The organism is Streptomyces sp. NPDC111744, from assembly GCF_055634995.1.
Map to the genome: position 1 here is coordinate 70,652 of NZ_JBVKCG010000011.1, position 26,801 is coordinate 97,452.

General features: G+C 69.6%; 20 protein-coding genes. 15 read left to right on the forward strand and 5 right to left on the reverse strand.

All coding sequences use genetic code 11. The annotated features are described in order from the left end of the window. Window positions 1–134: 134 nt before the first annotated feature. A complete protein-coding gene (locus ACZ7OO_RS24245) occupies window positions 135–1,601 on the forward strand; it encodes an aldehyde dehydrogenase family protein (RefSeq protein ID WP_471507533.1) in 1,467 nt (488 codons plus the stop codon). Window positions 1,602–1,826: 225 nt separating this feature from the next. After that, a complete protein-coding gene (locus tag ACZ7OO_RS24250; protein ID WP_471507535.1) occupies window positions 1,827–2,684 on the forward strand; it encodes a helix-turn-helix transcriptional regulator in 858 nt (285 codons plus the stop codon). Between the two features lie 502 nt (window positions 2,685–3,186). On the opposite strand, the gene ACZ7OO_RS24255 is transcribed toward ACZ7OO_RS24250, so the two are convergent. Continuing rightward, window positions 3,187–4,956 (reverse strand): FAD-binding protein, encoded by a 1,770-nt coding sequence (locus ACZ7OO_RS24255; RefSeq protein WP_471507537.1) that lies wholly within the window; start codon window positions 4,954–4,956, stop codon window positions 3,187–3,189. Between the two features lie 214 nt (window positions 4,957–5,170). Between ACZ7OO_RS24255 and ACZ7OO_RS24260 the strand changes: the two genes are divergently transcribed. The 5 genes from ACZ7OO_RS24260 (at window position 5,171) to ACZ7OO_RS24280 (ending at window position 11,466) form a co-directional block, all read left to right on the forward strand. Further along, window positions 5,171–7,984 carry a helix-turn-helix transcriptional regulator gene (locus tag ACZ7OO_RS24260; RefSeq protein WP_471507539.1) on the forward strand — a complete coding sequence of 938 codons (2,814 nt, stop codon included), beginning with the start codon at window positions 5,171–5,173 and terminating at the stop codon, window positions 7,982–7,984. A gap of 139 nt (window positions 7,985–8,123) precedes the next feature. Then, on the forward strand, window positions 8,124–8,858 hold the full coding sequence (locus tag ACZ7OO_RS24265) for a sigma factor (RefSeq protein ID WP_471507541.1): 735 nt from the start codon (window positions 8,124–8,126) through the stop codon (window positions 8,856–8,858). A 394-nt stretch (window positions 8,859–9,252) separates the two neighbouring features. After that, window positions 9,253–9,735, forward strand: coding sequence for a MarR family winged helix-turn-helix transcriptional regulator (locus tag ACZ7OO_RS24270; protein WP_471507543.1), 483 nt, complete (start codon window positions 9,253–9,255; stop codon window positions 9,733–9,735). 262 nt (window positions 9,736–9,997) lie between these two features. Continuing rightward, on the forward strand, window positions 9,998–10,345 hold the full coding sequence (locus ACZ7OO_RS24275; RefSeq protein WP_471507545.1) for an ArsR/SmtB family transcription factor: 348 nt from the start codon (window positions 9,998–10,000) through the stop codon (window positions 10,343–10,345). 353 nt (window positions 10,346–10,698) lie between these two features. Continuing rightward, window positions 10,699–11,466: an SDR family NAD(P)-dependent oxidoreductase gene (locus ACZ7OO_RS24280; RefSeq protein ID WP_471507547.1), complete on the forward strand. Its 768-nt coding sequence runs from the start codon at window positions 10,699–10,701 to the stop codon at window positions 11,464–11,466. A gap of 629 nt (window positions 11,467–12,095) precedes the next feature. Here ACZ7OO_RS24280 and ACZ7OO_RS24285 read toward each other — a convergent pair. Further along, window positions 12,096–12,830 (reverse strand): GNAT family N-acetyltransferase, encoded by a 735-nt coding sequence (locus ACZ7OO_RS24285; protein ID WP_471507549.1) that lies wholly within the window; start codon window positions 12,828–12,830, stop codon window positions 12,096–12,098. 541 nt (window positions 12,831–13,371) lie between these two features. Between ACZ7OO_RS24285 and ACZ7OO_RS24290 the strand changes: the two genes are divergently transcribed. The 6 genes from ACZ7OO_RS24290 (at window position 13,372) to ACZ7OO_RS24315 (ending at window position 18,180) form a co-directional block, all read left to right on the forward strand. Next, window positions 13,372–13,725 carry an antibiotic biosynthesis monooxygenase family protein gene (locus ACZ7OO_RS24290; RefSeq protein WP_471507551.1) on the forward strand — a complete coding sequence of 118 codons (354 nt, stop codon included), beginning with the start codon at window positions 13,372–13,374 and terminating at the stop codon, window positions 13,723–13,725. Window positions 13,726–13,792: 67 nt separating this feature from the next. Further along, window positions 13,793–14,020 (forward strand): hypothetical protein, encoded by a 228-nt coding sequence (locus tag ACZ7OO_RS24295; RefSeq protein WP_471507553.1) that lies wholly within the window; start codon window positions 13,793–13,795, stop codon window positions 14,018–14,020. Window positions 14,021–14,079: 59 nt separating this feature from the next. Further along, window positions 14,080–15,312 carry a low temperature requirement protein A gene (locus tag ACZ7OO_RS24300; protein ID WP_471507870.1) on the forward strand — a complete coding sequence of 411 codons (1,233 nt, stop codon included), beginning with the start codon at window positions 14,080–14,082 and terminating at the stop codon, window positions 15,310–15,312. 315 nt (window positions 15,313–15,627) lie between these two features. After that, entirely contained in the window at window positions 15,628–16,083 is a 456-nt protein-coding gene (locus ACZ7OO_RS24305) for a VOC family protein (protein WP_471507555.1), read from the forward strand. Between the two features lie 93 nt (window positions 16,084–16,176). Then, window positions 16,177–16,980, forward strand: a complete 804-nt coding sequence (locus ACZ7OO_RS24310) for an SDR family oxidoreductase (protein ID WP_471507557.1) — start codon at window positions 16,177–16,179, stop codon at window positions 16,978–16,980. 207 nt (window positions 16,981–17,187) lie between these two features. After that, on the forward strand, window positions 17,188–18,180 hold the full coding sequence (locus ACZ7OO_RS24315) for a Dyp-type peroxidase (RefSeq protein ID WP_471507559.1): 993 nt from the start codon (window positions 17,188–17,190) through the stop codon (window positions 18,178–18,180). Window positions 18,181–18,308: 128 nt separating this feature from the next. Here ACZ7OO_RS24315 and ilvC read toward each other — a convergent pair whose 3' ends face one another. Further along, a complete protein-coding gene (ilvC, locus tag ACZ7OO_RS24320) occupies window positions 18,309–19,307 on the reverse strand; it encodes a ketol-acid reductoisomerase (protein WP_471507561.1) in 999 nt (332 codons plus the stop codon). A gap of 428 nt (window positions 19,308–19,735) precedes the next feature. Between ilvC and ACZ7OO_RS24325 the strand changes: the two genes are divergently transcribed. Both ACZ7OO_RS24325 and ACZ7OO_RS24330 read left to right on the forward strand, forming a co-directional pair. Beyond that, window positions 19,736–20,803, forward strand: coding sequence for a ferritin-like domain-containing protein (locus ACZ7OO_RS24325; protein WP_471507563.1), 1,068 nt, complete (start codon window positions 19,736–19,738; stop codon window positions 20,801–20,803). Between the two features lie 311 nt (window positions 20,804–21,114). Beyond that, a complete protein-coding gene (locus tag ACZ7OO_RS24330) occupies window positions 21,115–23,562 on the forward strand; it encodes a SpoIIE family protein phosphatase (protein WP_471507565.1) in 2,448 nt (815 codons plus the stop codon). 144 nt (window positions 23,563–23,706) lie between these two features. Here ACZ7OO_RS24330 and ACZ7OO_RS24335 read toward each other — a convergent pair whose 3' ends face one another. Then, window positions 23,707–24,588, reverse strand: a complete 882-nt coding sequence (locus ACZ7OO_RS24335) for a sigma-70 family RNA polymerase sigma factor family protein (protein ID WP_471507567.1) — start codon at window positions 24,586–24,588, stop codon at window positions 23,707–23,709. 281 nt (window positions 24,589–24,869) lie between these two features. Next, complete coding sequence (locus ACZ7OO_RS24340; RefSeq protein ID WP_471507569.1) at window positions 24,870–26,786, reverse strand: N-acetylmuramoyl-L-alanine amidase; 1,917 nt, start codon at window positions 26,784–26,786, stop codon at window positions 24,870–24,872. Window positions 26,787–26,801 lie beyond the last annotated feature (15 nt).

Sequence of the window (26,801 nt, forward strand, 5' to 3'; positions counted from 1 at the left end):
CTGACCCCCGCACGTGGGGAGCATAACAACAGCGCATGCGGCCGGAGCCCTTGCGGCGAGGGGGCCGGCCCATCGGACGGACGGCCGGGGCAACGCGTGCGAGTGACGTAGATCATGGGCATGGGAAGGCATGGATGCCTCGCGACGAGCGAGGTTCTCTTGGCGGCATGAACGACAACCCCAAGGTTCCTTTCCCTGCTCCGTCCCACTGGATCGACGGCCGCGCCGTTCGGGGTTCGGGGCCGCTGATCGACGTGGTGAACCCCGCCGACGAATCGGTCATCGCCGCAGTGCACGAGGGCACGGCCGAGGACGTGGACATGGCGGTGGACGCCGCGCTGGCCGCCTTCCCCGGATGGGCGTCGACTTCCCCGCAGGACCGTGCGGCCGTCATGCGGCGCCTGGCCGAGGGCCTGCAGAAGCACAGCGAAGAACTGGCGGCCACCATCACCCTCGAGATGGGCGCCCCGATCACCTTCTCCCGGCAGGCGCAGGTGGGTTTCCCGGTCGCGTCGACCTTGGCCGCCGTCACAGCGGTCGAGCAGTTCGAGTGGACGGCGGTGATCGAGAACTCGCTCGTCATCCGCGAGCCCATCGGCGTGGTGGGGGCCATCACCCCGTGGAACTTCCCGCTCCAGCAACTGGTGACCAAGGTCGTCCCCGCGATGCTGGCGGGCAACAGTGTCGTCCTCAAGCCCGCGGAGCTCTCTCCTCTCAGCGCCCGGATGTTCGCGGAGATCGCCACCGAGGCGGGGCTCCCGAACGGTGTGTTCAACGTGGTGCAAGGCACCGGCCCGGTCGTCGGCGAGGCCCTCTCCCGCCACCCGAAGATCGACATGATCTCCTTCACCGGGTCCACCCGAGCCGGCAGAAGCGTCTCCGTCGCCGCCTCCGGCACGGTCAAGCGGGTCGCACTCGAACTCGGGGGCAAGGCGGCCCACATCGTCCTGCCCGAGGCCGACCTGGACTTCGCCGTCAACCGCGGACTGGCTTTTGCCTGGGCCAACGGCGGTCAGGCCTGCGGCGCCTATGTGCGCATGCTCGTACCCGAGGGTCTTCAGGAGACCGTGGTCGAGAAGCTCCGGGTGGCGGCGGGGGATTACGTCGTCGGCGATCCCGCCGACGAGGGCACGCGGATCGGCCCGCTCGCCTCGGAAACCCAGCGCCGGCGCGTCGACGACTACATCCGGCGTGGCATCGCCGACGGCGCCACTCTCGTGGTCGGCGGCCCCGGCAGGCCGGAGGGGTTCGAGACCGGTGCCTACGTCAGGCCCACGATCTTCTCCGACGTCGACCCCGATGCGGTCATCGCCCAGGAGGAGATCTTCGGCCCGGTCCTCGTCGTCATCCCCTATGCCGACGACGACCATGCTGTCGAGATCGCCAACGGCACGATCTACGGACTCAACGGCGCCGTGACCGGTGACGAGGACCACGCCATTGCGATTGCCCGGCGCCTGCGGGTCGGCCAAGTCGAGATCAACGGTGCGCAGCACAACTTCCAGGCACCGTTCGGCGGTTACAAACAGTCCGGCAACGGCCGGGAGATGGGTCGTGCCGGTCTTGAGGAGTTCCTCGAGACCAAGGCGATCACCCGCTGACGCGTGGCGTCGACACACTCTTGCCGCGGCCGCGGCAAGAGTGTGTTTTGGGGAATGAGGGGCCCTGAGCCAATCGTTCACACCGTTGACGTAGTGAGTGAAGGCCGCGGAGGCCGCGGTCGTTGCGACTCGTCCCTCCCGTGAGCCCCTTCCCTCATCCGTCCCGGACATCCGCGGACCACCGCATCGTCCTCGGGGCCGGTGCGGTGGTGAGAGAGGACAACCATGGCAGACCGGGCAGCACTGGCAGCCTTTCTACGGGCGCGCCGCGAGGCCCTCCAGCCGGAGGACGTCGGGCTGCCCCGCGGCCGCCGCAGGCGTACCGGAGGGCTGCGCCGCGAGGAGGTCGCGGCGCTCTGCGACATGTCGGTGGACTACTACAGCCGACTCGAGCAGCCACGAGGTCCGCACCCCTCGGAACAGATGCTCGCCGCGATGGCCCGCGGACTGCGCCTGTCACTGGAGGAGCGTGATCTCCTCTTCCAACTCGCCGGTCACGCCCTGCCGCACCGGGCGCGGCGCGGCGACCACATCAGTCCAGGGATGATGCGCATCCTCGACCGGCTCGGGGACACCCCCGCCCAGGTGATGAACCACCTGGGCGAGACGCTGAAGCAGACGCGCCCGGCGGTGGCCCTGCTGGGTGACCAGACGGCCCACACCGGACTGGCGCGCAGTGCCCACTACCGCTGGTTCACCGACCCCGTCTCCCGCCTGGTCCACCCCGAGAGCGACCACGCCGAGCAGAGCCGTCTGCTGGTGGCGGACCTCCACGGTGCCTACACCCGCGACGGCGGCGACTCGCGCACCGCCGAACTCGTGGACGCGCTGAACAGGGCAAGCCCCGAGTTCGCCGGCATCTGGCGCGAGCGTCCCGTGCTGGGGCCGTACTGCGCCTCCAAACGCTTCCGGCACCCGCAGGTCGGGACGCTGGAACTGCACTGCCAGACACTGGTCGACCCCGACCAGTCCCAGCGGCTGGTGGTGTACACCGCGACACCGGGAACCGAGAGTCACACCAGCCTCCGGCTGCTGTCCATCCTGCCGATCACCCAGGGGACGCCTGTCTCGGGCAGACCGTGAGGAAGCCGTCGCCCCGCAGGCCGTCCCCGTTTCCCGCGAGCAGTCAAGAGCGCGGCGAAGAGCGACCCTGCTGTCCGAGGGTCCCGAGCCGTACCCGGGCGATCAGCCCCCGCGAGGTGCCCCCGTACCTGTCCTACGCCCTGTGGCTCCCTTGTCCGTTGCCGCTGAGTCGAAGCCGGCCATCGGTCCGGCGGCCGGGCCGAAGGCGCGGACGGTGAGGATGAAGTGCTGTCCGCCGCCGGTCTCACTCTCCGCGAGGTGGAGCCCGGGCCGCCCGTCACGGTCCGCCACCGTCTCTCAGCGGACGGGACGGCTCTGATGCCGATCCTCGGTGAGCCCGCCGGCTGGGCCTCCCGCCACCTGCCGGAAACGCCGGCGGCCGCGCCGCGCGGCGGCCCAGGCTGGACCGTTCCCGTCCAGATCACCGGATCGTCGTCGAGTCACGGGTTCCTGCGGTCCGGGCGTGGTATCGGCGGACGCGGCCCGCGACGCGCCGATCCAGTCAGTCGCGCTCCGACAGCGGCGCCCGCCGGGCGGGCGCCCACTCCCGCGACCCGGCGTCGGCCGGGACGCCGTGCATCAACTCGGCGATCGCGGTGGGGATGGCGGGGACGGGCTCGCGTCGCACCCCGGTCGTGGGGGACCACACCAGGTTGACTGCCAGGTCCGAGTCGGCATCGGGGAAGTCGGACCGGTTGTGGCAGCCCCGCGTCTCCCGCCGCTCCAGCGCGCACTCGAGTGTCGCGCGAGCGGCGAGAACGGCGGACCTGAGGTCATAGGCGTACGCGAGGTCCTGGAAGCCGCCGATGTCGATGTGCACTCCCATGTCCCCCACGCGGTCCTCGATCTCGTCGAGTTCGACGAGCCCGGCGGCCAGACCCGTCTCGTCCCGCACGACACCGGCGCGCTCCGTCATCAGGTGGCGCACCGACCGCAGCAGCGCCCGGACGTTCTGGTCGCCGTCGGCGGCCAGGAGCCGGTCCACGTCCGCCTGCGCGGCACGAACCGCCGCCGGTGACCGTTGCAGGGCGCTGAGTCCGGCCGAGTACTCCGCGGCGGCCCGGCCGGCGATTCGGCCGTAGACGAGCAGTTCGATCAGCGAGTTCTCCTCCAACCGGCTCGCGCCGTGCAGACCACTGGCTGCCTCCCCGATCACGAAGAGCCCGTTGACATCGGTGCCGTGGTCCTCGGGACGGACCCAGACACCGCCCATGGCGTACTGGGCGGTCGGCGTCACCTCGATCGGATCGCGGGTGATGTCGAGCATCTGCAGGTCCCACAGGCTCTGGTGCAGCTGCGGCAGCCGCGACAGGACCGACTCAGGCGGCAGGTGGGACAGGTCGAGCCACACGCCGCCGGCCCGGGTGCCGCGGCCCTCCTTGATCTCCGTGTAGGACGCCGACGCGACCCTGTCCCGGCTGCAGAGTTCCATCCGCTCGGCGTCGTAGCGCGTCATGAACCGCTCACCGAGGTTGTTGAGCAGGACGCCACCCTCGCCGCGAGCCGCCTCGCTGACGAGCATGCCGGCCGCATGCTCCGGCCTGATCAGCCCGAAGGGGTGGAACTGCACCAGCTCGGGGTCGCGCAACCGGGCGCCCGCCTCGACGGCGAGGCGGAAGGCGTCGCCGGTGTTCTCGTCGCGGCGCGAGGAGGTACGTCGCCAGATGCGCGTGTGCCCTCCGGCCGCGAGGATCACGGAGTCGGCGTGCACGAGGTAGCGCGAGCCGTCGACGAGGTCGAAACCATAGGCACCGAACACCGTCCCGTCGTCGACCAGCAACCGGGTGACGTACAAGCTCGGCAGGACGGGAATGGCGAGCTGCCTCACGCGTTCGCGAAGCGCTCGCCGCACCTCCGTGCCGGTGTGCTCGTCGGCGAACACGCTGCGGTGGTACGTCTGGTCGCCGAACCGACGCTCGGCCGGCCCCCCATGACCCCGCCGGTCGAGGCGCGTGCCGTGGCGCCTCGCGTCGCGGAAAACCTGCGCGGCACAGCGGGCCACGATCTGCGCGGTGCGTGGGTCGGCCAGCAGGCGGCCCTCCCGCAACGTGTCGGCCGCATGTTGTTCCCACGTGTCACCCATGTCGGTGGCGGCCGGCGCCCGCTCGGAACCTCCGGATGCCATCACAGTGTGGACATCGTCGGCTGCGCCCTTGGCCACCGCGATGACCGCGACACCGGCCTCCGCGACTTCGATGGCCGCCTGGAGGCCTGCCCCACCGGCGCCGATCACGAGAACGGACGTGGCGAGCTGATGTCCGAGCGAAGACATGGGACCTCCAGCGACAGTGGACGGGCAAGATCATAGGTAGTGGTCGACCGGATCGCGGGCTCGTTTGTGACAGCCTCGTGGTTTTTTCCGCGTGGAGTCTGTCACAACAATTGGACACAAGGTGTGGGGGGTGGTCCGGGTATCGTTACAAGGATCGTTCCGACAATGTTGTGGGAGCCTTTCATCCCCTGATTCCACGAAGGAGCCGCGTCGCATGATCGCCAGCCCGCTCCCCGACCTGGTCGGCCGGCATCGCGAGTGTGCGGCGCTCGACGGCCTGCTGGCCGGCCTTCGCGCAGGTGAGTCCCGAGTAGTGGTGGTCCGTGGCGAAGCCGGCATCGGGAAGTCCGTGCTTCTGAAATACCTGGCCACGCAGGCGTCACGGGTGAAAGTGACCTGGGCGCACGGCATCGAGGCCGACATGGAGCTGCCCTACGCGAGCCTGCACCAACTGTGCGCGCCGTTCCTGCCCGAGCTCGACGAGTTGCCGGAACCCCAGCGCGACGCCCTCCGCGTGGCGTTCGGGATGGCGGCCGGAGATCCGCCCGACCGCTTCCTGGTCGGCCTCGCCGTGCTCACTCTGCTCACCCGGGCCTCGGAGTCCGGACCGGTGCTGATTCTGGTCGACGACGCACAGTGGCTGGACCAGGTGTCCCTGCAGACCCTGGAGTTCGTGGCGCGGCGACTGCTCGCCGAGGCGGTCGCCATGGCGTTTGCGGTGCGCGACCCCGAGGGACAGACCGTGCTCAACGGTCTGCCGGCGCTGCGGATCGGCGGTCTCGACACCGCCGCGGCCGGAGAGCTCCTCCAGGCCGCCGTCGGCGGGCGGCTGGAGAAGCGTGTCCGGGACCGGTTCGTGGCCGAGATGCACGGCAACCCGCTCGCGCTGCTCGAATTCTCCCGCGGTCGCAGCGCCGCCGAGTTGGCGTACGGCCTGGACTCGTCGAGTCAACCGAGCGTCCAGGGGCCGGTTGCGAGCCGTATCGAACGGGATTTCGCCAGCCGGCTCGGTTCGCTGCCGGCGGCGACCCGGACACTGCTCCTGATCGCCGCGGCGGAACCGGTCGGTGACGCGTGCCTGCTGGTCCGCGCAGCCGCCTCTCTCAAGATCACCCCCCAGGCGGGTCCGGCCAAGGCGGCCGGACTGATCGAGTTCGGTGAGTCGGTCCGGTTCCGGCATCCGCTGGCCCGTTCGGCGGTCTACCACGGAGCCGAGCCCGAAGAACGCCGAGCGGTACACCGGGCGCTGGCCGAGGCCACGGACCCGGTCCTGGACCCCGACCGGCGCGCCTGGCACGCTGCCGAGGCCGCCGACGGGCCGGACGAGGAGGTCGCCGCGGGGCTGGAGCAGGCCGCCGACCGCGCACGGCAGCGCGGTGGCATCGCGGCCGAGGCGGTACTGCTGGAACGCGCGGCCGAGGTGACACCGGACCCGCGGCCGCGGGGGCGCCGAGCCCTCGCGGCCGCCGAGGCGCACTTCTCGGCTGCCGCGCCCGACCGGGCCACGGAGCTGGCGACGGTGGCCGAACTGTGCCCCCTGAGCGCCCTGGACCGTGCCCGCCTGGCGCGGCTGCGGGCCAGGATCCTCTTCGCCCGCAGCCGCAGCGACGAGGCGGCACCTCTGCTCCTCGACGCCGCGGCGCAGTTCACCGCCGCCGGGTCGCCCCTGGCGCGGGAGACGTACCTGGAGGCGATCAGCGCGACCATCTTCGCGGACCGGGTCCACGGTCCCACCGGTGCCCGCGCCGCCGCGATCGCCGCCCGCGGGTCCGGGGCCCCGCCTTCGGGCTCCAAGGCCGCCGACCTCCTCCTGGACGGTGTGGCCGCACTCCTCGCGGACGGGTATGAGACCGGTGTCCCGGCCCTGCGCGGCGCGCTGGAGCTGCTCGCGCACGAGGAGCTCGACACCCGGGAGGCGACCATGCGCTGGCTCCTGCTGGCCCCGGTCGCCCTGGAGGCGTTCATCCACTACGCGTGGGACCTGCACGCGTGGGACACGCTGGCGAGCCGCGCGGTGCGCCTGGCCCGTGACATCGGAGCGCTCGGGGCGCTGCCACCGGCCCTCATCTACGCCGGCGGCGTGCACATCCACTACGGCGACTTCGCCGAGGCAGCCAGGATGATCGACGAAGCAGACGCGCTCGCCGCCGCGACCGGCCACGCCCCGCACAAGTACGCGACGCTTGTCCTGGCCGCGTGGCGAGGCGAGGCGGACGTCGCCGCCGGCATCATCGAAGAAGCCAGGGAGAGCGCCGAACAACGAGGTGAGGTGTCCCTGTTGGGCGCCATGGGCTACATCCAAGGCGTCCTGTTCAACGGCCTGGCACGCTACGAGGAGGCCCTGGAGGCCGCTCGCACGGGCGTCGAGCACGATGGATTCAACTTCACCGGCCTGTCGCTGGTCGAACACGTCGAGGCCGCCACCCGGTGCGGTCGACTCGACCAGGCCCGCGCCTCGCTGGCCCGGCTGGTGGAACTCACCCGTGCCGCCGACTCCGGATGGGCCCGTGGCGCCAGCGCCCGCAGCCAGGCTCTCCTCGCCGACGGCGACGAGGCCGATCGTCTCTACCGGACCGCGATCGAGGAGTTCGGCCGCGGCGGGGTGACCGTGGAGGTGGCACGCACCCACCTGCTGTACGGCGAGTGGCTGCGCCGCAGCCAGCGCCGATCGCTGGCCCGGGAGCATCTGCGCAGGGCGCACTCGATGTTCGACGGAATGCGGGCGCACGCGTTCGCCGAGCGGGCCCGCCGCGAGCTGCTGGCCACCGGCGAGCACGTCAGGGCGCGGGAGACCAAGCCGACGAGCGCTCTCACCCCCCAGGAGTCGCAGGTCGCGACGCTGGCAGCCGACGGCATGACGAACGCGAGGATCGGCGCGGAGCTGTTCATCAGCCCCCACACCGTGGAGTGGCACCTGCGGAAGGTGTACACAAAGCTCGGGATCAACTCACGTCGCGCGCTGCCGGGTGCCCTCGCGAGCACCCTGGCCACGGACACCAGGGACGAGGGCCCGGTGCCGACGGGCTGAGGGCCCGGGGCCGGGCCCCGGGATCCCCGGGGGACCCCACGGACTCGACCACGGGCAGCAAGGGCGCGGTGCGGGAGGCTTCGGACCGAGGGTGGACCCATCGCCCCGGAGGGGTGCCTGTCCACGAAGAGGAGCCCCGATGTCCGCGCCCAGCCCCGAGACGACGACGCCGGCCCAACCCCCGGTCGCCCGGTCGGACGAGGACGGCCTGTCCCACGCCCTCGAGATTTTCCTGGCCCAGCGGACACGGCTGTTCCGCATCGCCTACCGCATTCTCGGAGATGCATCGAGAGCGGAAGACGTGGTGCAGGAGGCGTGGCTGCGCTGGCAGCTCACCCACCGGGCCACGATCGAGAATCCGGCCGCGTTCCTGACCACGGCCACCACCCGTCTGGCGATCAACGTCATCCAGTCGGGGTGGCACCGCCACGAGACCCCGGCCGAGTGGCAGTCGGCCGACATCGGCGACCCTTCCGCCCAGGATCCCGTGCAGCGTGCCGAGCAGGCCGCGGCGCTCGATGCGGCCCTGGCCCTGCTCATGGCGAGACTGACGCCGGATCGAGTGGCCGCCTACGTGCTGCGCAAGGGTTTCGGCTACGCCTATGCCGAACTCGCGGAGTTGCTGCGGATCAGCGCCCCGCACGCTCGCGTGGTGGTCCACCGCGCGCAGGCCCGTCTCGAGTGTGACCGCGAGCGGCCAGTCGCCGCTGACGCGCACCGTCGCCTCGTCACCGCGTTCCGGACCGCGGTCGCAACGGGGGATCTGGAGGACCTCGTGCAGCTTCTCGTCTCCGAGGGCCGTGTTCACCGCTTGTTGCCGTCGGCCCACCGATCCCCTGGTCGGGCTCACCTGGCCGCCCGGCACGCCGCGTGAGAGCAGGCGGCACGCCGAACCGGCGCCTGCCGAAGATGCGGCACCGCGTGGGCGTCCGGGGCGAACCGGCCTTGAACAGGTCCGGTGGCTGCGCGCTGAACGCGCCGGCCCATCGCCGGACGCCGACGACCACAGGCGGAAGAATCCTGAGGAGATGTGGAGACCAGGATCGTCGAACAGGCGCCGCAGCGAGGCGGACCGCTCGGGAGCGGCGGTGGCCCTGTCGAGCGCGGTACTCGTGAGACAAGGGCGGCAAGGCTGTCACAACGATGAGCCCGGTCTTGTCTACATGATGCAGACAAGCGGCGGCCGCTCGCCCGCCGCGCTCTCCTGCCGGGGTGTCGTTCCGGCAGCAAGCCGTCGGACGCCGCGGACAGCAGGGAGGCCATCACCCATGGGTGACGATGCCACGTTGATCACGCAGTGGAACAGGCTGAGCCGTGTCCATCGTCGGATCGAGACCCAGATGGAGCGACGCCTTCATCAGCATCTGGGCCTGGGGGTGAGCGAGTTCTACGCCCTTCGGACCCTGCGGGAGGGCGTGCGGGCCGGTACAGGTCTGCTCTACCTCAACGACCTGGCCAACGGGATAGGGCTGAGCCAGTCCGCTACCAGCCGTCTTGTGACCCGCCTGCGCGACCGTGGCCTGATCACCACGCACACCTCGCCGCACGACCGCCGGAGCGTCGAGATCGAACTCAGCGCCCTGGCACACGACGTGCTGCGGTTGGGCTCACCGCTTCTCCAGCAGGCGGTCGAGGAGGTCGTGCGGCAACTCGGCGCCGAAAACAGCGACGAAGATCTGCTCCGCTACCTCAGGGGGAGCATGGACCACCCGACCCCTCAACAGGTCGACCGAGAGGTCCCCGCACATTGAGGGGCGGCGGCCCGGTTGTGCGTCGCGCCCGCAGGAGTCTCCCGAGCCGGTTCGCCTGCCGCGCGTGGCTCACCGCTCGGGCGCGGTGCCGGCCGTCACGCACCGGCGAGGTGGGACTCGGCGCGACACACACCGTTGTGCGACCCGGCGGTGCGCAAGACCCGCAGGTGACGGCCGGAGCCGTGACCCGGTCACCGTGGTGTCCGGGCGCGTTCGTACCGCGAAGTTCGACGCGTGCCGAACATTCGGTAGCATGGTCGACATGCCGGACCACTCGTCACCTGCAGACAGCGACATCACCCTGCCGCGCCTGCTGGGAGCGCTGGGTGATCCGACACGGCTGGGGATCGTCCGGATCCTGTCCGACGGCGTCGAACGAGGGTGGGGGCAGTTCAGCGCTCCCGTCGCCAAGTCCACGCTCAGTCATCATCTGAAGATGCTGCGCGAGGCGGGCGTCACGCAGACCCGGCAGGAGGGCACGCGCTGCTATGTGAGGCTGCGACGTGACGCTCTTGAGGCCCGTTTCCCCGGCCTCTTGCCGGCGCTGCTGTCCGCCGCTGCCACCGACGGCATCGGAGGACATGTCACCGAGCGTGACGAGACGGCGTAACCCGTCACTGCACGTCCCCGTGCGCGATGATGCGTGAGCCCCGGGCGCCGACCTGCCGCCGCGGAGCCCCCTTGACGCGTGCCGCTGCCGGAGCTGGGGCCCGTGCGCGGCGGGCGTGGGAGACCGCGCCCGGGCCATCGCGAGCGCGTCCGAATCCTGCGGCACGGGGCGGGACCCTTCCTACCGAACGCCGCGCCGTGAGCACAACATACGATTGAAACACACGTTGGTCTGTACGGATCGCGTTGCCGTATCTGCCAAGGATGTCATCTGCGGTACTTCCGCGTTTGACGCGACCACAGTGTCTGCCCATAGTGTTCTATGTACAACGAACATCGAACAAGGAGTCCTTGATGTCCGCGAACTCCCCCGCCCAGGCCTTCTCCGGCCATGTCGCGATCGTCACCGGCGCCGGGACCGGTATCGGCCGGGCCACGGCCGTCGCCTTCGCCGAGGCAGGCGCACACGTACTCGGGGTGGGCCGCCGGGAGGAACTGCTGAAGGAGACCGCTGCGGCCCATGCCGACATAGAGGTCCTGGCGATCGACGTGTGTGCCGACGGGGCACCCGCCAAGGTCGTCAGCGCTGCCGTGGAGCGGTGGGGACGGCTCGACCATCTGATCAACAACGCCGGCGCGACGGCGGTCATGCCGCTGGCGGAGACCGACAAGCAGACGATCGTCGATCTGCTCGCGCTCAACGTCGTCGCGCCCAGCCTCCTGGCCCATGAGGCACTGCCGCACCTGCGGAGGACCTCCGGCACCATCATCAACCTCTCCAGCACCTACGGGCACCGTCCCATGGCGGGTGGCGCGCACTACTCGGCCACCAAGGCCGCCGTCGAACAGATGACGCGGAGCTGGGCCCTGGAGCTCGCCGGTGACGGTGTTCGCGTCAACGCCGTGGCTCCCGGCCCGACCCGCACCGACGTCATGCTGCACGCGGGTCTCACCCCCGAGGCCGCCGACGACATGTACGCCTATGAGCGCGAGCGCATCCCCACCCGCCGCATCGCGAACGCGGAAGAGATGGCTCACTGGATCCTCCGGATGGCCGACCCGGCCGGGCGCCATGCGACCGGTCAGGTGATCACCGTCGACGGCGGGCTGGAACTCATCTGAGCCCGCTCGAGGACGGCCCGGTCCGAGAGCATCCGCGAGCACCTGGTAGACGGGACCGGCGAGGCGCACGCACGTCGTGCTTCCAGCCTGGCTGGGGCCGGTCCCGCATCCGGGGAAGACCTGATCCCGGTGGTCTTCCGTCCGGGCAAACAGTGTTTTGGGTGACACCGCATGGCATTCGTCGAGCCGCCCGACGCGATCCGACTCGGTGAGCGCCGGTGCCTCTGCGGCGGATTCGCGAGGATGTCGCGGCCCTCGAGAGAGACGGCCGCACCGACAGGAGCCATGGCGTCGGGATCCGCGGAGCGGACAGCGGACGGGGCGTCAGCGTACCGAGACAACAGTCAGGGACTGGACGGAGCCGGCGTCACGCAGGGTGAGGCCGAACAGCAGGTGGCCCTGCCCAGGGCGCAGGACGGCCGTTTGACCGGGAGCGATCTCTCGTTCCGGGCTCTGCTGACGCTCGCCCTGACGCGCACCGTGGACCCCCGTGACGTACACGGTGGACGGTCCTGCTCGCCCGCCCTGACCATGCACCGAGTGGATCTGTGACACGGATGCGTTGCCCTGGTTCGGCCCGAAGCCCCGGGCCCTCGGCGCCACGTCTATTGGACCTGGCGGGCGGCAGCTCAGGCCGGGAAGGCGAAAAGGTGGTACTCGGCCATCTTCGTGAAGCCGAAGCGCCGGTACAGTGGCTCCCCCGCGGGGCTCGCGACGAGTGCGGCGCAGCGCATTCCCCTCTTCTGCCCGACCCGGAGCGCGGCGGTCGTCAGCGTGGCACCGATGCCTCGCCGACGATGCGCTTCGGCCACGTGCACTAGGAAGATGCCGGCCACCCCGTGGGCGGTGATCACCACCGTCGACCCGACCACCCGGCCGTCCAGCACCGCGGCCAGCCGGATGATGTCCGCGTTGTCCGCGCGTTGCGACTCGATGCGCACCATCTCGGCCTCCAGGCCAGAGGCGATACCCATCGACGTCCGGTACGTCCGGACCAGCTCCTCCAGGCGTTGCCCGTCCCGGACCGTCTCCACCCGCAGGCCGGCGCGCGCATCGTCCGAACCGGCCGGAGCGAGCGTGTCCTGGGGACCGGCCGGGTGGCCGAGCGGCCTCACCATCACCGGGAGGACGGTGAGTTCCCGTCCTCCGTGGCGTTCCAGGGCGGCGGCGGTGCCCTCGGGGCTGTCGGGGCCGACCCACCACCACCAGGGAAGACCCGCCAGGTCTGTGCGGGCGGTAGCCACAGCCTGTCCGACCGAGGGCGCGGACCGCACTCGCAGCACGCCGTTGAACTGCGGGGCGGCAAGCCCGCTGCGGAACTGGTCGAGGACGGATCCGGGACGGCCCTCCGCTTGCCAACCCATGAGGTACTGACGAAAATTGGCGAACACCGACGCTGTCAAGCCAGGGTCCTGGGCAGTGCTGGGGGCTTGCGTCCGGTCGTCGTGTGGCGTGCCGATCGCCCTTGCTGCATTCATCATGAACACGGCCTTCTTCATTACGCTGGTCTGCTGCCTGACGGGGGGCGGGTGAGTGGCGGGCGCGTCGCTGTTCCGGCGTGCGGCCCCTCGTCGGAACTCCTGCCGATCGCCGGGCGGCCCAGGCCGGTTCGGCGAGTCGCTCGCCTGCCACTCCGGCCCGCTCCCACTGCCATTGTGGACCACCGTGTGGGTGGAACACGCTGTTCACCTTCGAAGAGTTCATGGACCTCTGTCGCTTCCATGACGCCTTGCTCGGCGCCGTCGGCACGTCGTGCACGACGTCGGGCAGGGCCGGTTCATGTCGATGTCAAGAAAAGCATCTCGTTCGGTTGGGAAATGGCACGCGATCATCCGCACGGTAATCACACGGTAAAGAAATCCGACGACCGGTCACACGGTCGGGGCGTACCCGGTCTCACTTGGTGTGAGTCACTCCCTGGAATCGAAGACCGGTGTCGACGGCCCGGTCACCGTCATCAAGAGCTACACCGTGCCTGCGGACGAAGCCGACCATTTCGCCGAGGTGTACCAGGAGAACGCCCGCATCATGTCGACCCAGCCCGGCTTCCTCCGCTCCCGCCTGCACCGCCCCCTCGCCGACGCTCCCGAGACGCGGTTCGTCCACGTCGCCGAGTGGTCCTCGGGGACGGCGCTCGACAAGGCCACCGGGAACCCCGAATGGCATGCCTCGTTGCAGCGCATGTTCGACGACCCAGGCCTTCACATCACGTCAGTACCCGCCAGTTACCGCGTCGTTGTCGAACTCCACCCGTCCTGACGCCGACGACTGCCGCCCGCAGCACCAGGCGGCCAAGGCCTCTGATCCATGCTCACGAGGAAAGAACATGACTTCCGAGTCCGCAGATACGGGCATTGACGACCGCCGCGCGTTCTCGAGGCGCGCGTCGGTTCTTGCGGACTACGCGCCGGTCCCTTCCGTATCCGTCGGGCCCGCTCTCAACGTCTTCAAGGCCTACCTCGAGGCCGTCGCCACGACAGCCTCCGCACCCGTCGCCGCCAAGTACACCGGCGTACTCGCCGCCGCCGACGTCTTCGGGAGAACGGGACAGTGAGCGAACGGGTCGGCAGTCCTGCGGACGGTGGGATCGTGCTGAGGCCGCTGTTGCGGATCATGGTCAGGCGCGACCCCGCGGAGGCGCACCGCGCCGCCACCCCGCTGGAGCTCTTGTTCGACCTGTGCTTCGTGGTCGCCGTCGCGCAGGCAGGCGGCAGGTTGGTTGACGCCGTGGCACAGGGGCACGCCGGACACGGGGTCGTCGGCTACGCCATGATCTTCTTCGCCATCTGGTGGGCCTGGATGAACTTCACCTGGTTCGCCACCGCCTACGACACCGACGACGTGCCCTACCGGCTCGTCACGCTGGTGCAGATCGCGGGCGTCCTCGTCCTGGCGGCCGGGGTGCCGCGGGCCTTCGAACACTCGGACTACTCCGTCATCGTGGCCGGCTATGTGGTGATGCGGCTGGCCCTGACCGTCCAGTGGCTCAGAGCGGCCGGCGGTGAGCGGGGCGGCTCCCGGACCACCGCCCTGCGGTACGCAGGCGGCATCGCCCTCCTGCCGGCCGGGTGGGTGGCCTTCGGGTTCCTGCCCCGCGGCGGTGTCCAGATGTTGGTGTTCGTCCTGCTCGTGGCCGCGGAGCTGGCCGTACCCGTGGTCGCCGAGCGCAGCGGCACCACCCCGTGGCACCCCCGGCACATCGCCGAACGCTACGGACTGTTCACCCTGATCGTCCTGGGCGAGACGGTCGTCGCCGCGACCGTGGCCGTGCAACGGGCCCTGGACAAGGGGAGTTTCGCGGACCTGCTGCCGATCGCGGCAGGTGGCCTGCTGATCGTCTTCGCCGCCTACTGGATCTACTTCATCGTTCCCATCCACGAACACCTGCGTGGCGGAGAAACCGCGTTTCTGTGGGGATACGGCCACTACCTCGTCTTCGGCAGCGCCGCGGCCATCGGCGCAGGACTCCACACAGCGATCGAGCGGGTCACCGGCGAGGCCCCCATCAGCACTCTGAGGGCCGCCGCCGCGGTCACCATTCCCATGGCGGGATTCGTCTTCTTCACCTGGCTCCTGCACGCGCGCCATTACAAGCCGTCCCTGCGGCAGCAGGTCGTCCTGCCGATGACCGCCGCGGCGATCCTGGCCTGTACGTTCGCGGGTACGTGGGCGGTTCTGTGCGCCGGTGGGGTGGCGGCGGCGAGCGTGGCGGTGTCCCTGACCGTACGTCACCGCATGTACGTGTCGATCAGGACTGAGGACCCGCCGTACCGATCCGCTCGTGCGGTCGAGGGACGGCGACTCCGGGCCGTCCGACCCGGCGGCGACCGGCCAAGGTCACCCTGAGCCGGCGGCTTCTCGCATGCGGAGCCCCGGAGGCCGTCTGCCCCTGAGGCTGTCGTACGCCCGGGAGATGACCTGGTCATCGCCGCAGCGACCGGCGGGCGGGGGCACGACCGGAGCCGCGGGCACTCGCCTGTGCGCATCCGGTGGTCCTCGGGCGCCCCTGTCACGACGACCGCCGGTGTCACAGATCGGCTGCCTGTTCGGTCAAACCCTCAGCTGCATGCGGGTGTCATCGCCGCACCTGCGTGAGCGTGGGGGAGCAGGAACATCTGGCCTGGCCCCCGGCACTTTGGGCTCATGAAGGGATGACGGACGATGACAGCTCACGGGGAACTGCCCACACCGCGACACGGCCTCCTCCTCACGCATTTCCTGACGGTGCGTGATGTGGCCGTGTCCCGGCGCTTCTACGCCGACGTCTTCGGCGGCGAGGTCGTGATGGAGGAGAACCCGGCGATGGTCAAGGTCGCCAACAGCTGGATCATCATGAATCCCGGAGGCGGGCCCACGCCTGACAAGCCGGGGGTCACACTGGAGGCACCCCGGAGTGGCGAGCGTGTGTCCAGTTTCCTCAATGTGCGGGTGGCCGACATGGCCGCTTTCCACGCCCACGCCGTCGCACAGGGGGCCGACTTCCTCACCGAGCCCGTCGACCGAGGGTCCGAGCTGCGTTGCTATCTGCTCGACCCCGACGGTTACCTCATCGAGGTGGGCCAGTCCACCGGTCTGCTCGCGGGGATCCATGCGGAAACACCCGCAGAGTCCGGTTGAGCACCAGGACCGCGCGTCCGCGGAGGCGAAACCGCATGACGACGGTGCTCCGCTGACGTCCGCGCGGTCCCCTTGGCATGGGAGATTCTCAGAATGAAGGTCGTTGTGTTTGACGACGGCGGACTTGTGGGCGTCGAGACCGCGCTCTGGGTCCGGGACCACGGACACGAAGTCGACTTGATATCGGCACCCGAGGGTCTTCACGCGCTCAGCAGAGAAGAGATCGCTGGGGCCCTGCACAACTGCGCAGTGGTGATTGACCTTTCGTGTCAGCCGTCCCTGGCCGCCGGAACCCTCACCGAGGATCAGGGCCTTGTCGTGGACGAGGAGAGTCTCGCCAGATCATGGCTGTGTTCCACCAGCGACCTCCTCCAGGCCGAGAAGGCTGCCGGTGTCAAGCACCATGTGTCCTTGTCCGTCGTAGGCGTGGACCGGATCGGAAGTGAGGGCGTTTTCCGCGTTCTCCAGGCTCAGGAATCGCTTGTTCAGCGGTCAGGAACGCCCTATTCCATACTTCGCGCCACGCAGATGTTCGAGTCGGCCGAGGACATAGCGACTGCGGGCACCGAGGACTGGATCGTCTGGGTTCCGCCGGTCGAAGTGCGGCCGGTGGCCCTGACGGACGTGGCCATGTTGCTTGCGCATACCGCAGTGTCCCGCCCCCTGATCGGCGTCCATGAGATCGCCGGCCCGGAGACGTTCAGGCTGGACGCGTTCGTACGTGCCGCACTCCCGGCGCATCTCGAGTACCGCCGGGTCTTCACGGGCGTCCGCAGCCCGTTCTTCGGGGCCCGCCTTCGGCCCTCGGACCTTCTTCCTGGTGCCGACGCCTTCATCGCGCAGACGACCTACCGGGAGTGGTTCACCAGTCGCCCCGCTCCCGACATCCCTTCTTAGGGCATGGAATCGGTCGCCGACGAGGGCGCCGCCGCATCGGCGGCTCTTCCTCTCGTCCTGGCCATCCGTCCCTGACTCGACCGCGATCCCGAGGCCATTGACGCCTTCGGAGGAGAGCGAGCTCTCCCGCACCGACCGTCCAGGCGACTACTGAAGCCACCTGCCGCTGCTGCGGCCGAAGACAGCTGAAGACAAAGGGGATGATTCATGTCCGGAGAAGTCACAGAACCGGTGCCTCAGACGGTTCTGTCTCCACTGACCAGCGCAGCGGTCTTCCTGGTCGTCACGATCGACAGCGGCGGCGAGGCCACCGTTCGCGAGCTGTTGTCCGACCTCGGCTCACTGGAACGGGCTGTGGGGTTTCGCGCCCAGCCCGACGGCAGGCTGAGCTGCGTCACCGGCATCGGTTCGCACGCCTGGGACCGCCTGTTCGCCGGACCGCGCCCGGCCCGGCTGCATCCTTTCAGGGCTCTGCACGGTCCGGTGCACCGAGCTGTCGCCACCCCTGGCGACCTGCTGTTCCACCTCCGCGCCTCACGGCTGGACCTGTGCTTCGCGCTCGCCGCGGAAATCATGGGCCGACTGCGCGGAGCGGTCACGGTCCAGGACGAAGTGCACGGCTTCAAGTACTTCGACGGACGCGACCTGCTCGGCTTCGTCGACGGTACGGAGAATCCGACGGGCCCGGCGGCGCGTGCGGCGGTTCTCGTCGGCGGGGAGGACCCCTGCTTCGCAGGCGGGAGTTATGTCGTCGTGCAGAAGTACCTGCACGATCTCGAAGCCTGGGAAGCCCTGCCTGTCGAAGCGCAGGAGAAGGTGATCGGTCGGCGGAAGCTGTCCGACGTGGAACTCACGGACGACGTGAAACCGGCGAACTCACACAGTGCTCTCACCTCGATCACCGATGCGGACGGCAACGAGCGCGAGATCCTCCGTGACAACATGCCGTTCGGATCCGTGGGCCGCGGGGAGTTCGGCACCTATTTCATCGGCTACGCGCGGAGCCCCGAAGTCACGGAGACGATGCTGGAGCGAATGTTCCTGGGCACGGCGACAGCGCGGTACGACCGCATTCTGGATTTCTCCACTCCGGTCACGGGCTCCCTGTTCTTCACGCCCTCTGCGGACTTCCTGGAAGACCTGCCCGAAGCGCCGGCCGCCGAGGTCTCCGTCGCCGCTCAAACCGGCATACCCGACTGATCAGGGGAGGAGAGCCGAGTCCCCGCTGCCCCCGACCGTGCTGCCGCCGCGCGTGCGGCGGGGCCCGTGTTCCGACGCTTGGCACGGACCGCGCCGGCTGCTTCCTCGACCGCCGCCGGGGCGAGAGGTCACGCCTCCTCGTCGACCCAGCTCATCAGCTTGCGCAGCTGCTTGCCGGTGGTCTCCAGCAGGTGCTCGGAGTCCTGCTTCTTGTACTCGTTGTACTTCTTCAGACCGCCGTGGTACTCGTCCATCCAGTTCTGGGCGAAGGTGCCGTCCTGGATCTCGGCGAGGACCTTCTTCATCTCGGCCTTGGTGGCGTCGGTGATGATCCGCGGGCCGGTGACGTAGTCGCCCCACTCGGCGGTCTCGGAGACCGACCAGCGCATCTTCTCCAGGCCGCCCTCGTACATCAGGTCGACGATGAGCTTCAGCTCGTGGAGGCACTCGAAGTAGGCGATCTCCGGCTGGTAGCCCGCCTCGGTCAGGGTCTCGAAGCCCGCCTTCACCAACGCGGTGACACCCCCGGCGAGGACGGCCTGCTCGCCGAACAGGTCGGTCTCGGTCTCCTCGGTGAACGTCGTCCTGATGACGCCGGCCCGGGTGCCGCCGATGCCCTTCGCGTACGACAGGGCCAGCGCGAAGGCGCCACCGGTGGAGTCCTGCTCGACGGCCACGAGGCAGGGAACGCCGCGGCCTTCCTCGTACTGACGGCGCACCAGGTGGCCCGGGCCCTTCGGGGCGACCATGCACACGTCGACCCCGGCCGGGGGGTTGATGAAGCCGTAGCGGATGTTGAAGCCGTGGCCGAAGAACAGCGCGTCGCCGTCCTTGAGGTTCGGGGCGATGGACTCCTCGTAGACCTGGGCCTGGATCGGGTCCGGGACGAGGATCATGATGACGTCGGCCTCGGCGGCGGCCTCGGCCGGGGTCACCACGCGCAGGCCCTGTTCCTCGGCCTTCGCCTTGGACTTGGAGCCCTCGTGCAGACCGACCCGCACGTCGACACCCGAGTCGCGCAGCGACAGGGCGTGGGCGTGACCCTGGCTGCCGTAGCCGATGACCGCGACCTTGCGGCCCTGGATGACGGACAGGTCGGCGTCGGCGTCGTAGAACAGCTCAGCCATGAGACACACCTTTCAGGGACAACTCCCCGGGCAACATGATCGCCGAGGCGGGGCCACAAGTGAGCACTGCGCCTCCGGAGAGAGTGGAACGTGGAACATGAGGCCGGAAGGCCGGCAACGGCCCTGCCCGGGGCCCGATTCTGGCAAGTGGGAGCTGCCCCGGCCGGCCAGCGGTCGGCACACTATCTCACATCTGCCGTGCACCGATGCCTTCGTGTGGAAACCACCATTGGTGTGTGAAAGGGGTTCCCGGTCGGTGTCACAGATGTTGGACCTGCCCTGTCAGTGAGGTGAATCAAGGGCGGCGTCTGCCTTTTCGGCGGTGGACCAACAGTTCCGTCGTGGACGTGACGGCATCGGCGTTCTGCCGTTGGCTGCAGCAAGCCGGCCGCCCTTGCGCTACGACACCGGAAGTGAGCCTCCCATCCATGCTTCAGGACAAGTTCGACCATTCCGATGACCTCTCGACGACGGGCATCGCGACGCTGGAAGATCTGCGCAGGCACCTGCAGTGGGCCATCGAAGTGGAACACTCCACGCTGCCGCCCTACCTGACGGCCCTGTACTCCCTCGACCCCGAGCGGAACGCGGACGCCGCGCAGCTCATCGGCGGAGTGTTCGTCGAGGAGATGATTCACCTCGCTCTGGCCGCGAACCTGCTCAACGCGGTCGGCGGACAACCCCGCCTGGACGCGCCCCATCTGCTGCCTCCTCACCCGCGAACCATGCCGCACGCCGACCGGTCCATCGAGCTGGCCCTGCTGCCGTTCGGACAGGAGGCCCTCGGAATGTTCCTCCGCCTCGAACAGCCGGCGCATCCGGGAGACCCGGCCGAGGGCGACAACTACGAGACCATCGGGCAGTTCTACGACGCCATCGAGAAGGGTCTGCGGCGCCTGTGCGCCGAACTGGGTGAGGAGCAGGTCTTCACCGGGGACCCCACCCGTCAGGTCGCCGGCGGCCCGTTCGCCCACACGGCCGGGCACCTCAGTCCGGTCACCGACCTCGACTCGGCGCTTGCGGCGCTGGAGGAGATCGTCGAGCAGGGCGAGGGCGCGGCCCGTGCCGACGTCTGGGACGAGGACATCGACCTGATCCACCCCGAGACCAAGGCGGTTTCCCACTACTACCGGTTCCAGGAACTCGCGTTGGGCCGGCGCTACCAGCCCGGGGACACGCCCGAGTCCGGCCCCACCGGGGAGGCGGTGACCGTGGACCCTGCCGGTGTCCGTCCCTTGCGCCCCAACCCACGGCTGGAGGATCACCCCGAGGGCAGCGCGATCCGCACCGCGCAGGAAGCGTTCAACCAGACGTACTGCAAGATGTTGCAACAGCTGGAGCAGGCCTTCAACGGCAACCCGGCGATGCTGGGAATGTCGGTGGGCACGATGTACGCGATCAAGGGACAGGCGCAGAGCCTGATGGCCCTCCAGGACGACGACGGTCTCGCCGTAGGCCCGACCTTCGACTACGTCGCACCCGAGGATCGGGTCTGAGTCACGGCCCCCCTCGCACGTCAGTGCCGGTAGCGGTGCGAGCCTCGGCTCGGTGCGCCTTGGCGCGCCCGTTCCGTGTGCCGGCGCTTTCCTCCCTCTACGACACCGGGAGCATCGACTGCGACACAGGGGCGGGGCGGCCGCTCAACGCCTCTCGCGGCTCCCGGCCGTCCTGAGGGCCGCGTGGGCGAAGAACGCGGTTCGAGTGCTGTCACAGATCAGCGCACCACACGGTCAATGACCGCAAAAGGTGCAAATGAGCACGGCTCACCGCACCTCGCGTACTTCTCGCTACCTGAGGACGCAGCCTGATGACCAGCGAAGACAAGGTGAACGTCAGCCGGCCGCCGGACACGCGCGAGCTGTCCGACCCGGTGATCGCGATGTGCGACGAGGAGGGAACGGTGGTCGCATGGACGCAGGCCGCCGAGCGGCTTGTCGGACATCCCGCGGGCGATGTGGTCGGTCACCCCTTCACACGGGTGGTTCCGTTCCGCGAGCACGCACCCACGACAGCGGCCTTCCTCGAACTGTGCCGTGCCCGCAACGGCTGGTCGGGTACGACGGCGGTGCGCCATCGCGACGGTCGCATGTTCGACCTCGGTCTGCGGATCTCGATGGTGCGGGGACGGGACGCCAGGGTGCAGTGGCTGGTGACCCTGTCCGGCGTCGGCACGCTGCCCGGCGAAGCGGTGAACGGATCGGTGGGGGAGTTCCTTCTCGCTTCCGCGCAGATCGGCGTCGTGGTTCGTGACCTCCGGCTCATGTGCACCTGGGTGAACGACACCATGGAGAGCCACGACGGTGTTTCCGGTGACCGACGGCTGGGACGCCGATTCACCGACGTACTGCCCGGGGCCAAGGCCGAGGCGCTCGAGGCGGTGATGCGGCAGGTGCTCCAGAGCGGCACCACCAGGGTGCACGAGTACCGGTCGTGGCTGGCGACGGGCCCGCGTCGGGAACACTCGTTCGCGGCCTCGTTCGTCTGCCTTCAGGGCGCCGACGGCAAGGCGCTCGGGGTGTGCGTCATCAGCGTCGACGTCACCGAGAGCCGACGTACACGCGACCGCCTCGCCGTCCTCGGCAAGGCCGGTGCGCGACTCGGCAGCAACCTGGACGTGATGCAGACCAGCCAGGAACTGGCCGACCTCGCCGTGCCCCTGTTCGCCGACTACGTCGCCGTCGACCTGGAGCAGTCGGTGCCGGGCGGTGACGGGCCCCCGCTCCGCATCGGCCCCGTGGGCGAACGCCTCCCCACCTTCAGACGGGCCGGCCTGGCTTCCATCCACGAAGGCGTCCCGGAATCACCATGGGGCCGCGGCGAGCCGGTCCCCTGGCCGCTCACCCCACCCCTCACCGACGTCCTGCGCACCGGCAGGCCCCACCTGGAGCCGATCCTGGACACCGCCGCGGGCGCGTGGGCCGACCAGGATCCGGTGCGGGCCCAGAAGATCCACGAGAACGGCATGCACTCCCTCATGGTCGTACCCATCCGCGCGCGGCGTGTCCTGCTGGGTGTGGCCTTGTTCATCCGCACCGCGGACCCGACACCCTTCCAGGAGGCCGATCTGCTCCTTGCCGAAGCGCTCGTCAGTTACGCAGCGCAGTCCTTGGACAACGCGCGCCAGTACGCCCGTGGGCACACCTCCGCCCTGACACTCCAACGCCAGCTGCTCCCACACCACTTGAAAGGTGGCACGGCGGTCGAGGTCGCCTCGCGCTACCGCCCCGCCGACATGGACGACGGCGTCGGCGGCGACTGGTTCGATGTGATCCCGCTGCCCGGCGCCCGGGTGGCCCTCGTCGTGGGCGACGTGGTCGGACACGGCCTCCAGGCCGCGGCGACCATGGGCAGACTCCGCACCGCCGTCCACACGCTCGCCGACATGGATCTCCCTCCGGACGAACTGCTGGCGCACCTGGACGACACGGTCCAGCGACTGGCCGAGGCGGACACCGATGCCACGGACCAGCCACCGGCGGTGGTCGGTGCGACCTGCCTCTACGCCGTCTACGAACCGGTCTCCCGGACGTGCTCCATGGCACGGGCCGGGCATCCCCCACCCGCGATCATTGATCCGCAGGGTCAGGTCACCTTCCCCGACCTCCCCTCAGGAGCCCCCCTCGGCATCGGGCTGGGCGTCCCTTTCGAGGCCGTGGAACTCGAACTCCCCGAGGGAAGTCTCCTCGCTCTCTACACCGACGGTCTGATCGCGACCGGCGATCACGACATCGACGTGGGAATGCGCCGGCTGGGCAGCGCCCTGGCGCAACCGGGTCGCTCTCTCGAAGAACTCTGCGCCAGTGCGACGGAACCCGCGCCGGGGCGGGCACCGTCCGACGACGCCACACTGCTCCTCGTCCGGACCCGCTCGCTCAGCCCCGCCCAGGTCGCCTCCTGGACGCTCCCCAACGATCAGAACGCTGTCCGTCACGCCCGGCACGTGGCGACCCGTCAGCTGACCGAATGGGGGCTGGAGGCTCTGGGAGACTCCACGGAACTGATCGTCAGTGAACTGGTGACCAACGCCGTCCGGTACAGCGCCGGTCCGATCGTGCTGCGCCTGATCCAGCATCAGGTCCTCACCTGCGAGGTGTCCGATACCGAGCTGTGCTCTCCGCGTCTTCGACGCGCTCGCACGATCGACGAGAACGGCCGCGGCCTGTTCCTGGTGGCCCAGCTGTCCCGGAGATGGGGTTCCCGCTCCATACCGGGCGGCAAGGTCGTCTGGGCCGAAGAGGCATTCGCGATGGGCTGATGACCGCGTGCGACCAGGCTGTGTCCCCGTCCCGGGTGCCGACCGTCGAAAGCCGCGCACCGTCATGTGCGCAACCGCACGGATCGGCGCGGCCCTTCGCGGGCCATGTCAGCGGCTTCGTGACGGCGGCGGGTGCCCCGGCTGTCACTGGATCCGGTCGAAGTGGGGGCCACCGTGTGGGTGGGGTTCGTTCCAGGACCGTAGCTTGTCCGGGTTGAGCACGACCCAGACCTGGGCGACGTGCTCGTCGGTGACGTCGAGGCCGATGACGCCGACGACCTGGTGGCCGTAGCGGGCGACGAGTCCGGTGCGGCCGTTGACGGAATGGGTGGTCAGGGCGGTGCGCGGGCGGCGGGCCAAGAGCGTGAGCAGGCTGTCCGCGACCTGCCGGCTGCCGTGGACCCGCCCGGTCAGGGCCCGCACCTTGCCGCCACCGTCGAAGAACGCGGTGACGTCCGGGCACAGCAGTGAGGCAAGCCGTTCGGCGTCCTCGGTGAGGCAGGCCTCGCGGACGGCGCGAGCCAGCGCTTCCTGCTGCTGCGGCGTCGTGGGCCGGGAGCGTTGCACCGTCAGCCAGCGCCGGGCACGATCGGCGAGTTCCGCGGCCGCGGGCTCCGTGCGGCCCACGATGTCGGCGACCGTTCCCTCGGCCATGCCGAAGACGCGGAGCACGAACGTCGACCGTTCTGCCGAGGACAACGACTCCAGCACGTTCAGCACGACCCGGCCGGCCTCGTCCTCCGCACTCGCGGGCTGCCGACCGGCGTCATCCTTGTGGCCCGTCGCACCCGCGTCGGCCGGCGCGAGCCGGTCCAGACAGATCCCGCCCGCGGTCCTGGCCAGCCACGACCGGGGAACAGCGATCCGATGACGCTCCGCGTCGGACAACCCGTACCACCGGCGGTAGGTCTGATCGACAACGCTCTCCGCCGCAGCCGGGCTGCCCAGCATCCAGTACGCGACATCCAGCAGGAACCGACGCTCGTCCAAGAGCTCCGTGATCGGCACCGTCTCACCTGGGTCCATGCGGCATCTCCCTCCTGGACGACCCTGTACGCATCAGCGCCGTCGGCTCAACCCATAGACCGGGGACTCGCGGATCTTGTGACACGGGCCCGGCACCCCGTTCGCTGGCGCCACAGGGTTTTGCCGCCCGTGCCCGCTCACGTGCCAGGGCGGCTGACCTCTCTCGCGAAGTGGGGGCCCTCGAAGCTGTTCCGCTGCGGGACGGCACCACTCACCACAGACGAGGGACCCGGCCGGGGTCGTAGCACCCGGCCGGGTCCCTCACGGAGTGGGCGGGGCCGTCAGTTCCCGCCGTCCTCCCAGTGATGGATCGCGGTGGTCGCGGTGACGTCGTTCGCGTACACCAGCGCCACACGGTGGTTGTACTGGACGGTGTACATCTTCTTGCCGCCGATGACGACGGCTCCGGAGGTGAAGTAGTCGTCAGTGGCGGCCGGCGGCTGGGTGGCGACGTAGGCCTGGCCTGCCGGCACGGAGTACGTGCTCAACGGCGCCTGCGTAGAGGCACCCAGCCCGGCCGGGTACTCCGACTTGTCCGGGTAGCTCGAGCCGTACACGGCCACCGGTGTGCTGCCCGCAGGTTTGATGATCTTCACGCCGTAGGTGGTCTTGGTGTTCTTGCCGTCAGGGTTGTGGAACCACACCTTCGCGCCGCTGTACCAGATCGCGGTCCAGTCGCCCTGGACCTCGGCAACGACGAACTGCTGGCCGGCCTGTGCGGTGCTGCCCCAGTCGCTGATCCGGTCCGTGCCCGCGCCGGTCTGGTGGATCGCCTGGTCGCCGAAGAGCGGCGCGGTCGCGTCCGGTGCAGTGCGCAGGTAGACGAAGTTCGACGCCTGCTGTATGTCGGTGCAGGCGGGCGTGTCGCCGGTCGGGTCGTCTGCGGGACAGACCTGGACGGTCTGCACGTTGTCGGCGAAGGGCGGGTCGAGTGTCACGACCGAGCCGACCGCAGGAACCCCGCGCAGCCCGCTGACGGGATGGCCGAGCAGGTCCATGAAGTGGTCCCAGTCCCAGCCGTTGCCCGGGTCCCAGTGCATGCTGGACACGAGCGTCGAGTTCGGCCCGGCAACGTTGTCATGCCCGAGTATGTGCTGGCGGTCCAGGGGTATGCCGAACCGGTCCGACAGGTACTTCACGAGGTCGGCCGTGGCTTCGTACTGGGCCTCGGTGTACCAGGTGGCGCCGTGCGCGGCGTAGCCCTCGTGCTCGATGCCGATGGAGTGCAGGTTGGTGGAGTAGTTTCCCGCGTGGAAGGCGACGTCCTTTGTGGGCACCATCTGGGTGACCGCGCCGTCCGAGGAACGCATCACATAGTGCGTCGAGACGGAGTTCTTCGGGTCGGCGAGGCCGTTGACCCCGGAGTCGTAGGAGCTCTCCAGGTCGTGGATGACGATGGTGTCGATCCTGATGCCGTTGGCGGGCCGGTTCGACACCTGACCGCCGACCGGGGAGCCCGGGACGAGCGTGCAGTCCACGGCCGGCGGGCACTCGGTGCCGACGGTGACCGACGCCTTCAGGTGCAGCCGGTCCACCTGAGCGTCCGCGGGCCGCACGGACGGGCTGGCATCCAGGCGGACTCGCTGGCCGTCGTGCGTCACGCCGGTGGCGCCGCCGCGGATCGTGCCGAACACACGGTTCGCGAAGCGAACCGCCCCCTGCTTCTGCGCCGACTGGCTGTACCGGGCCACGGCGCCGTACCACTGGGACGCGTCGGCCGGCGTGCCGCCGGTCAACTGCTTCTGGTAGGAGGCGAGCAGGGCCGCACCGCCGCGGATGTTCGCGGCGGGATCCGTCCGCAGCGTGTCCGCGGAGAGGCCGGTCAGCTTCGCGGCGGCCTGCAGAGTGTGCAGGGCCGGCTGCGCGGCGAGAGAAGCAAGGTCGCTGCGTCCCGCAGCCCCCGCTCCGTCGCCGGCCATCATGGCGGGGGTGACGTCCGTGAGGTGCATGGGACCGAATCCGCCTTCGGAGCTGGGCATCGCGCCGTGCGCGTCCCATCCCGACTCCTGGTAAGCCACGCCGAGCAGGACGTTGACGGGAATGTGGTACTCCGAAGCGGCCGAGACGAAGTCCTGTTGCCGGGAAGCGGTGGCGGAGTCGTCCGCGTTGTCGGCCAGTGCCATGAACGGCAGGGTGGCCAGGCCGCCTGCCAGCGCGATCGCGGCCGAGAGCCGCAGTCGCTTCTTTCTCTTGTGCAAGATCATGATCCTTAC

Coding starts and splice junctions, on each gene's coding strand:
- ACZ7OO_RS24245 (WP_471507533.1), top strand. CDS start 135: ATGCCTCGCGACGAGCGAGGTTCTCTTGGCGGCATGAACGACAACCCC.
- ACZ7OO_RS24250 (WP_471507535.1), top strand. CDS start 1,827: ATGGCAGACCGGGCAGCACTGGCAGCCTTTCTACGGGCGCGCCGCGAG.
- ACZ7OO_RS24255 (WP_471507537.1), bottom strand. CDS start 4,956: ATGTCTTCGCTCGGACATCAGCTCGCCACGTCCGTTCTCGTGATCGGC.
- ACZ7OO_RS24260 (WP_471507539.1), top strand. CDS start 5,171: ATGATCGCCAGCCCGCTCCCCGACCTGGTCGGCCGGCATCGCGAGTGT.
- ACZ7OO_RS24265 (WP_471507541.1), top strand. CDS start 8,124: ATGTCCGCGCCCAGCCCCGAGACGACGACGCCGGCCCAACCCCCGGTC.
- ACZ7OO_RS24270 (WP_471507543.1), top strand. CDS start 9,253: ATGGGTGACGATGCCACGTTGATCACGCAGTGGAACAGGCTGAGCCGT.
- ACZ7OO_RS24275 (WP_471507545.1), top strand. CDS start 9,998: ATGCCGGACCACTCGTCACCTGCAGACAGCGACATCACCCTGCCGCGC.
- ACZ7OO_RS24280 (WP_471507547.1), top strand. CDS start 10,699: ATGTCCGCGAACTCCCCCGCCCAGGCCTTCTCCGGCCATGTCGCGATC.
- ACZ7OO_RS24285 (WP_471507549.1), bottom strand. CDS start 12,830: ATGGGTTGGCAAGCGGAGGGCCGTCCCGGATCCGTCCTCGACCAGTTC.
- ACZ7OO_RS24295 (WP_471507553.1), top strand. CDS start 13,793: ATGACTTCCGAGTCCGCAGATACGGGCATTGACGACCGCCGCGCGTTC.
- ACZ7OO_RS24300 (WP_471507870.1), top strand. CDS start 14,080: ATGGTCAGGCGCGACCCCGCGGAGGCGCACCGCGCCGCCACCCCGCTG.
- ACZ7OO_RS24305 (WP_471507555.1), top strand. CDS start 15,628: ATGACAGCTCACGGGGAACTGCCCACACCGCGACACGGCCTCCTCCTC.
- ACZ7OO_RS24310 (WP_471507557.1), top strand. CDS start 16,177: ATGAAGGTCGTTGTGTTTGACGACGGCGGACTTGTGGGCGTCGAGACC.
- ACZ7OO_RS24315 (WP_471507559.1), top strand. CDS start 17,188: ATGTCCGGAGAAGTCACAGAACCGGTGCCTCAGACGGTTCTGTCTCCA.
- ilvC (WP_471507561.1), bottom strand. CDS start 19,307: ATGGCTGAGCTGTTCTACGACGCCGACGCCGACCTGTCCGTCATCCAG.
- ACZ7OO_RS24325 (WP_471507563.1), top strand. CDS start 19,736: ATGCTTCAGGACAAGTTCGACCATTCCGATGACCTCTCGACGACGGGC.
- ACZ7OO_RS24330 (WP_471507565.1), top strand. CDS start 21,115: ATGACCAGCGAAGACAAGGTGAACGTCAGCCGGCCGCCGGACACGCGC.
- ACZ7OO_RS24335 (WP_471507567.1), bottom strand. CDS start 24,588: ATGGACCCAGGTGAGACGGTGCCGATCACGGAGCTCTTGGACGAGCGT.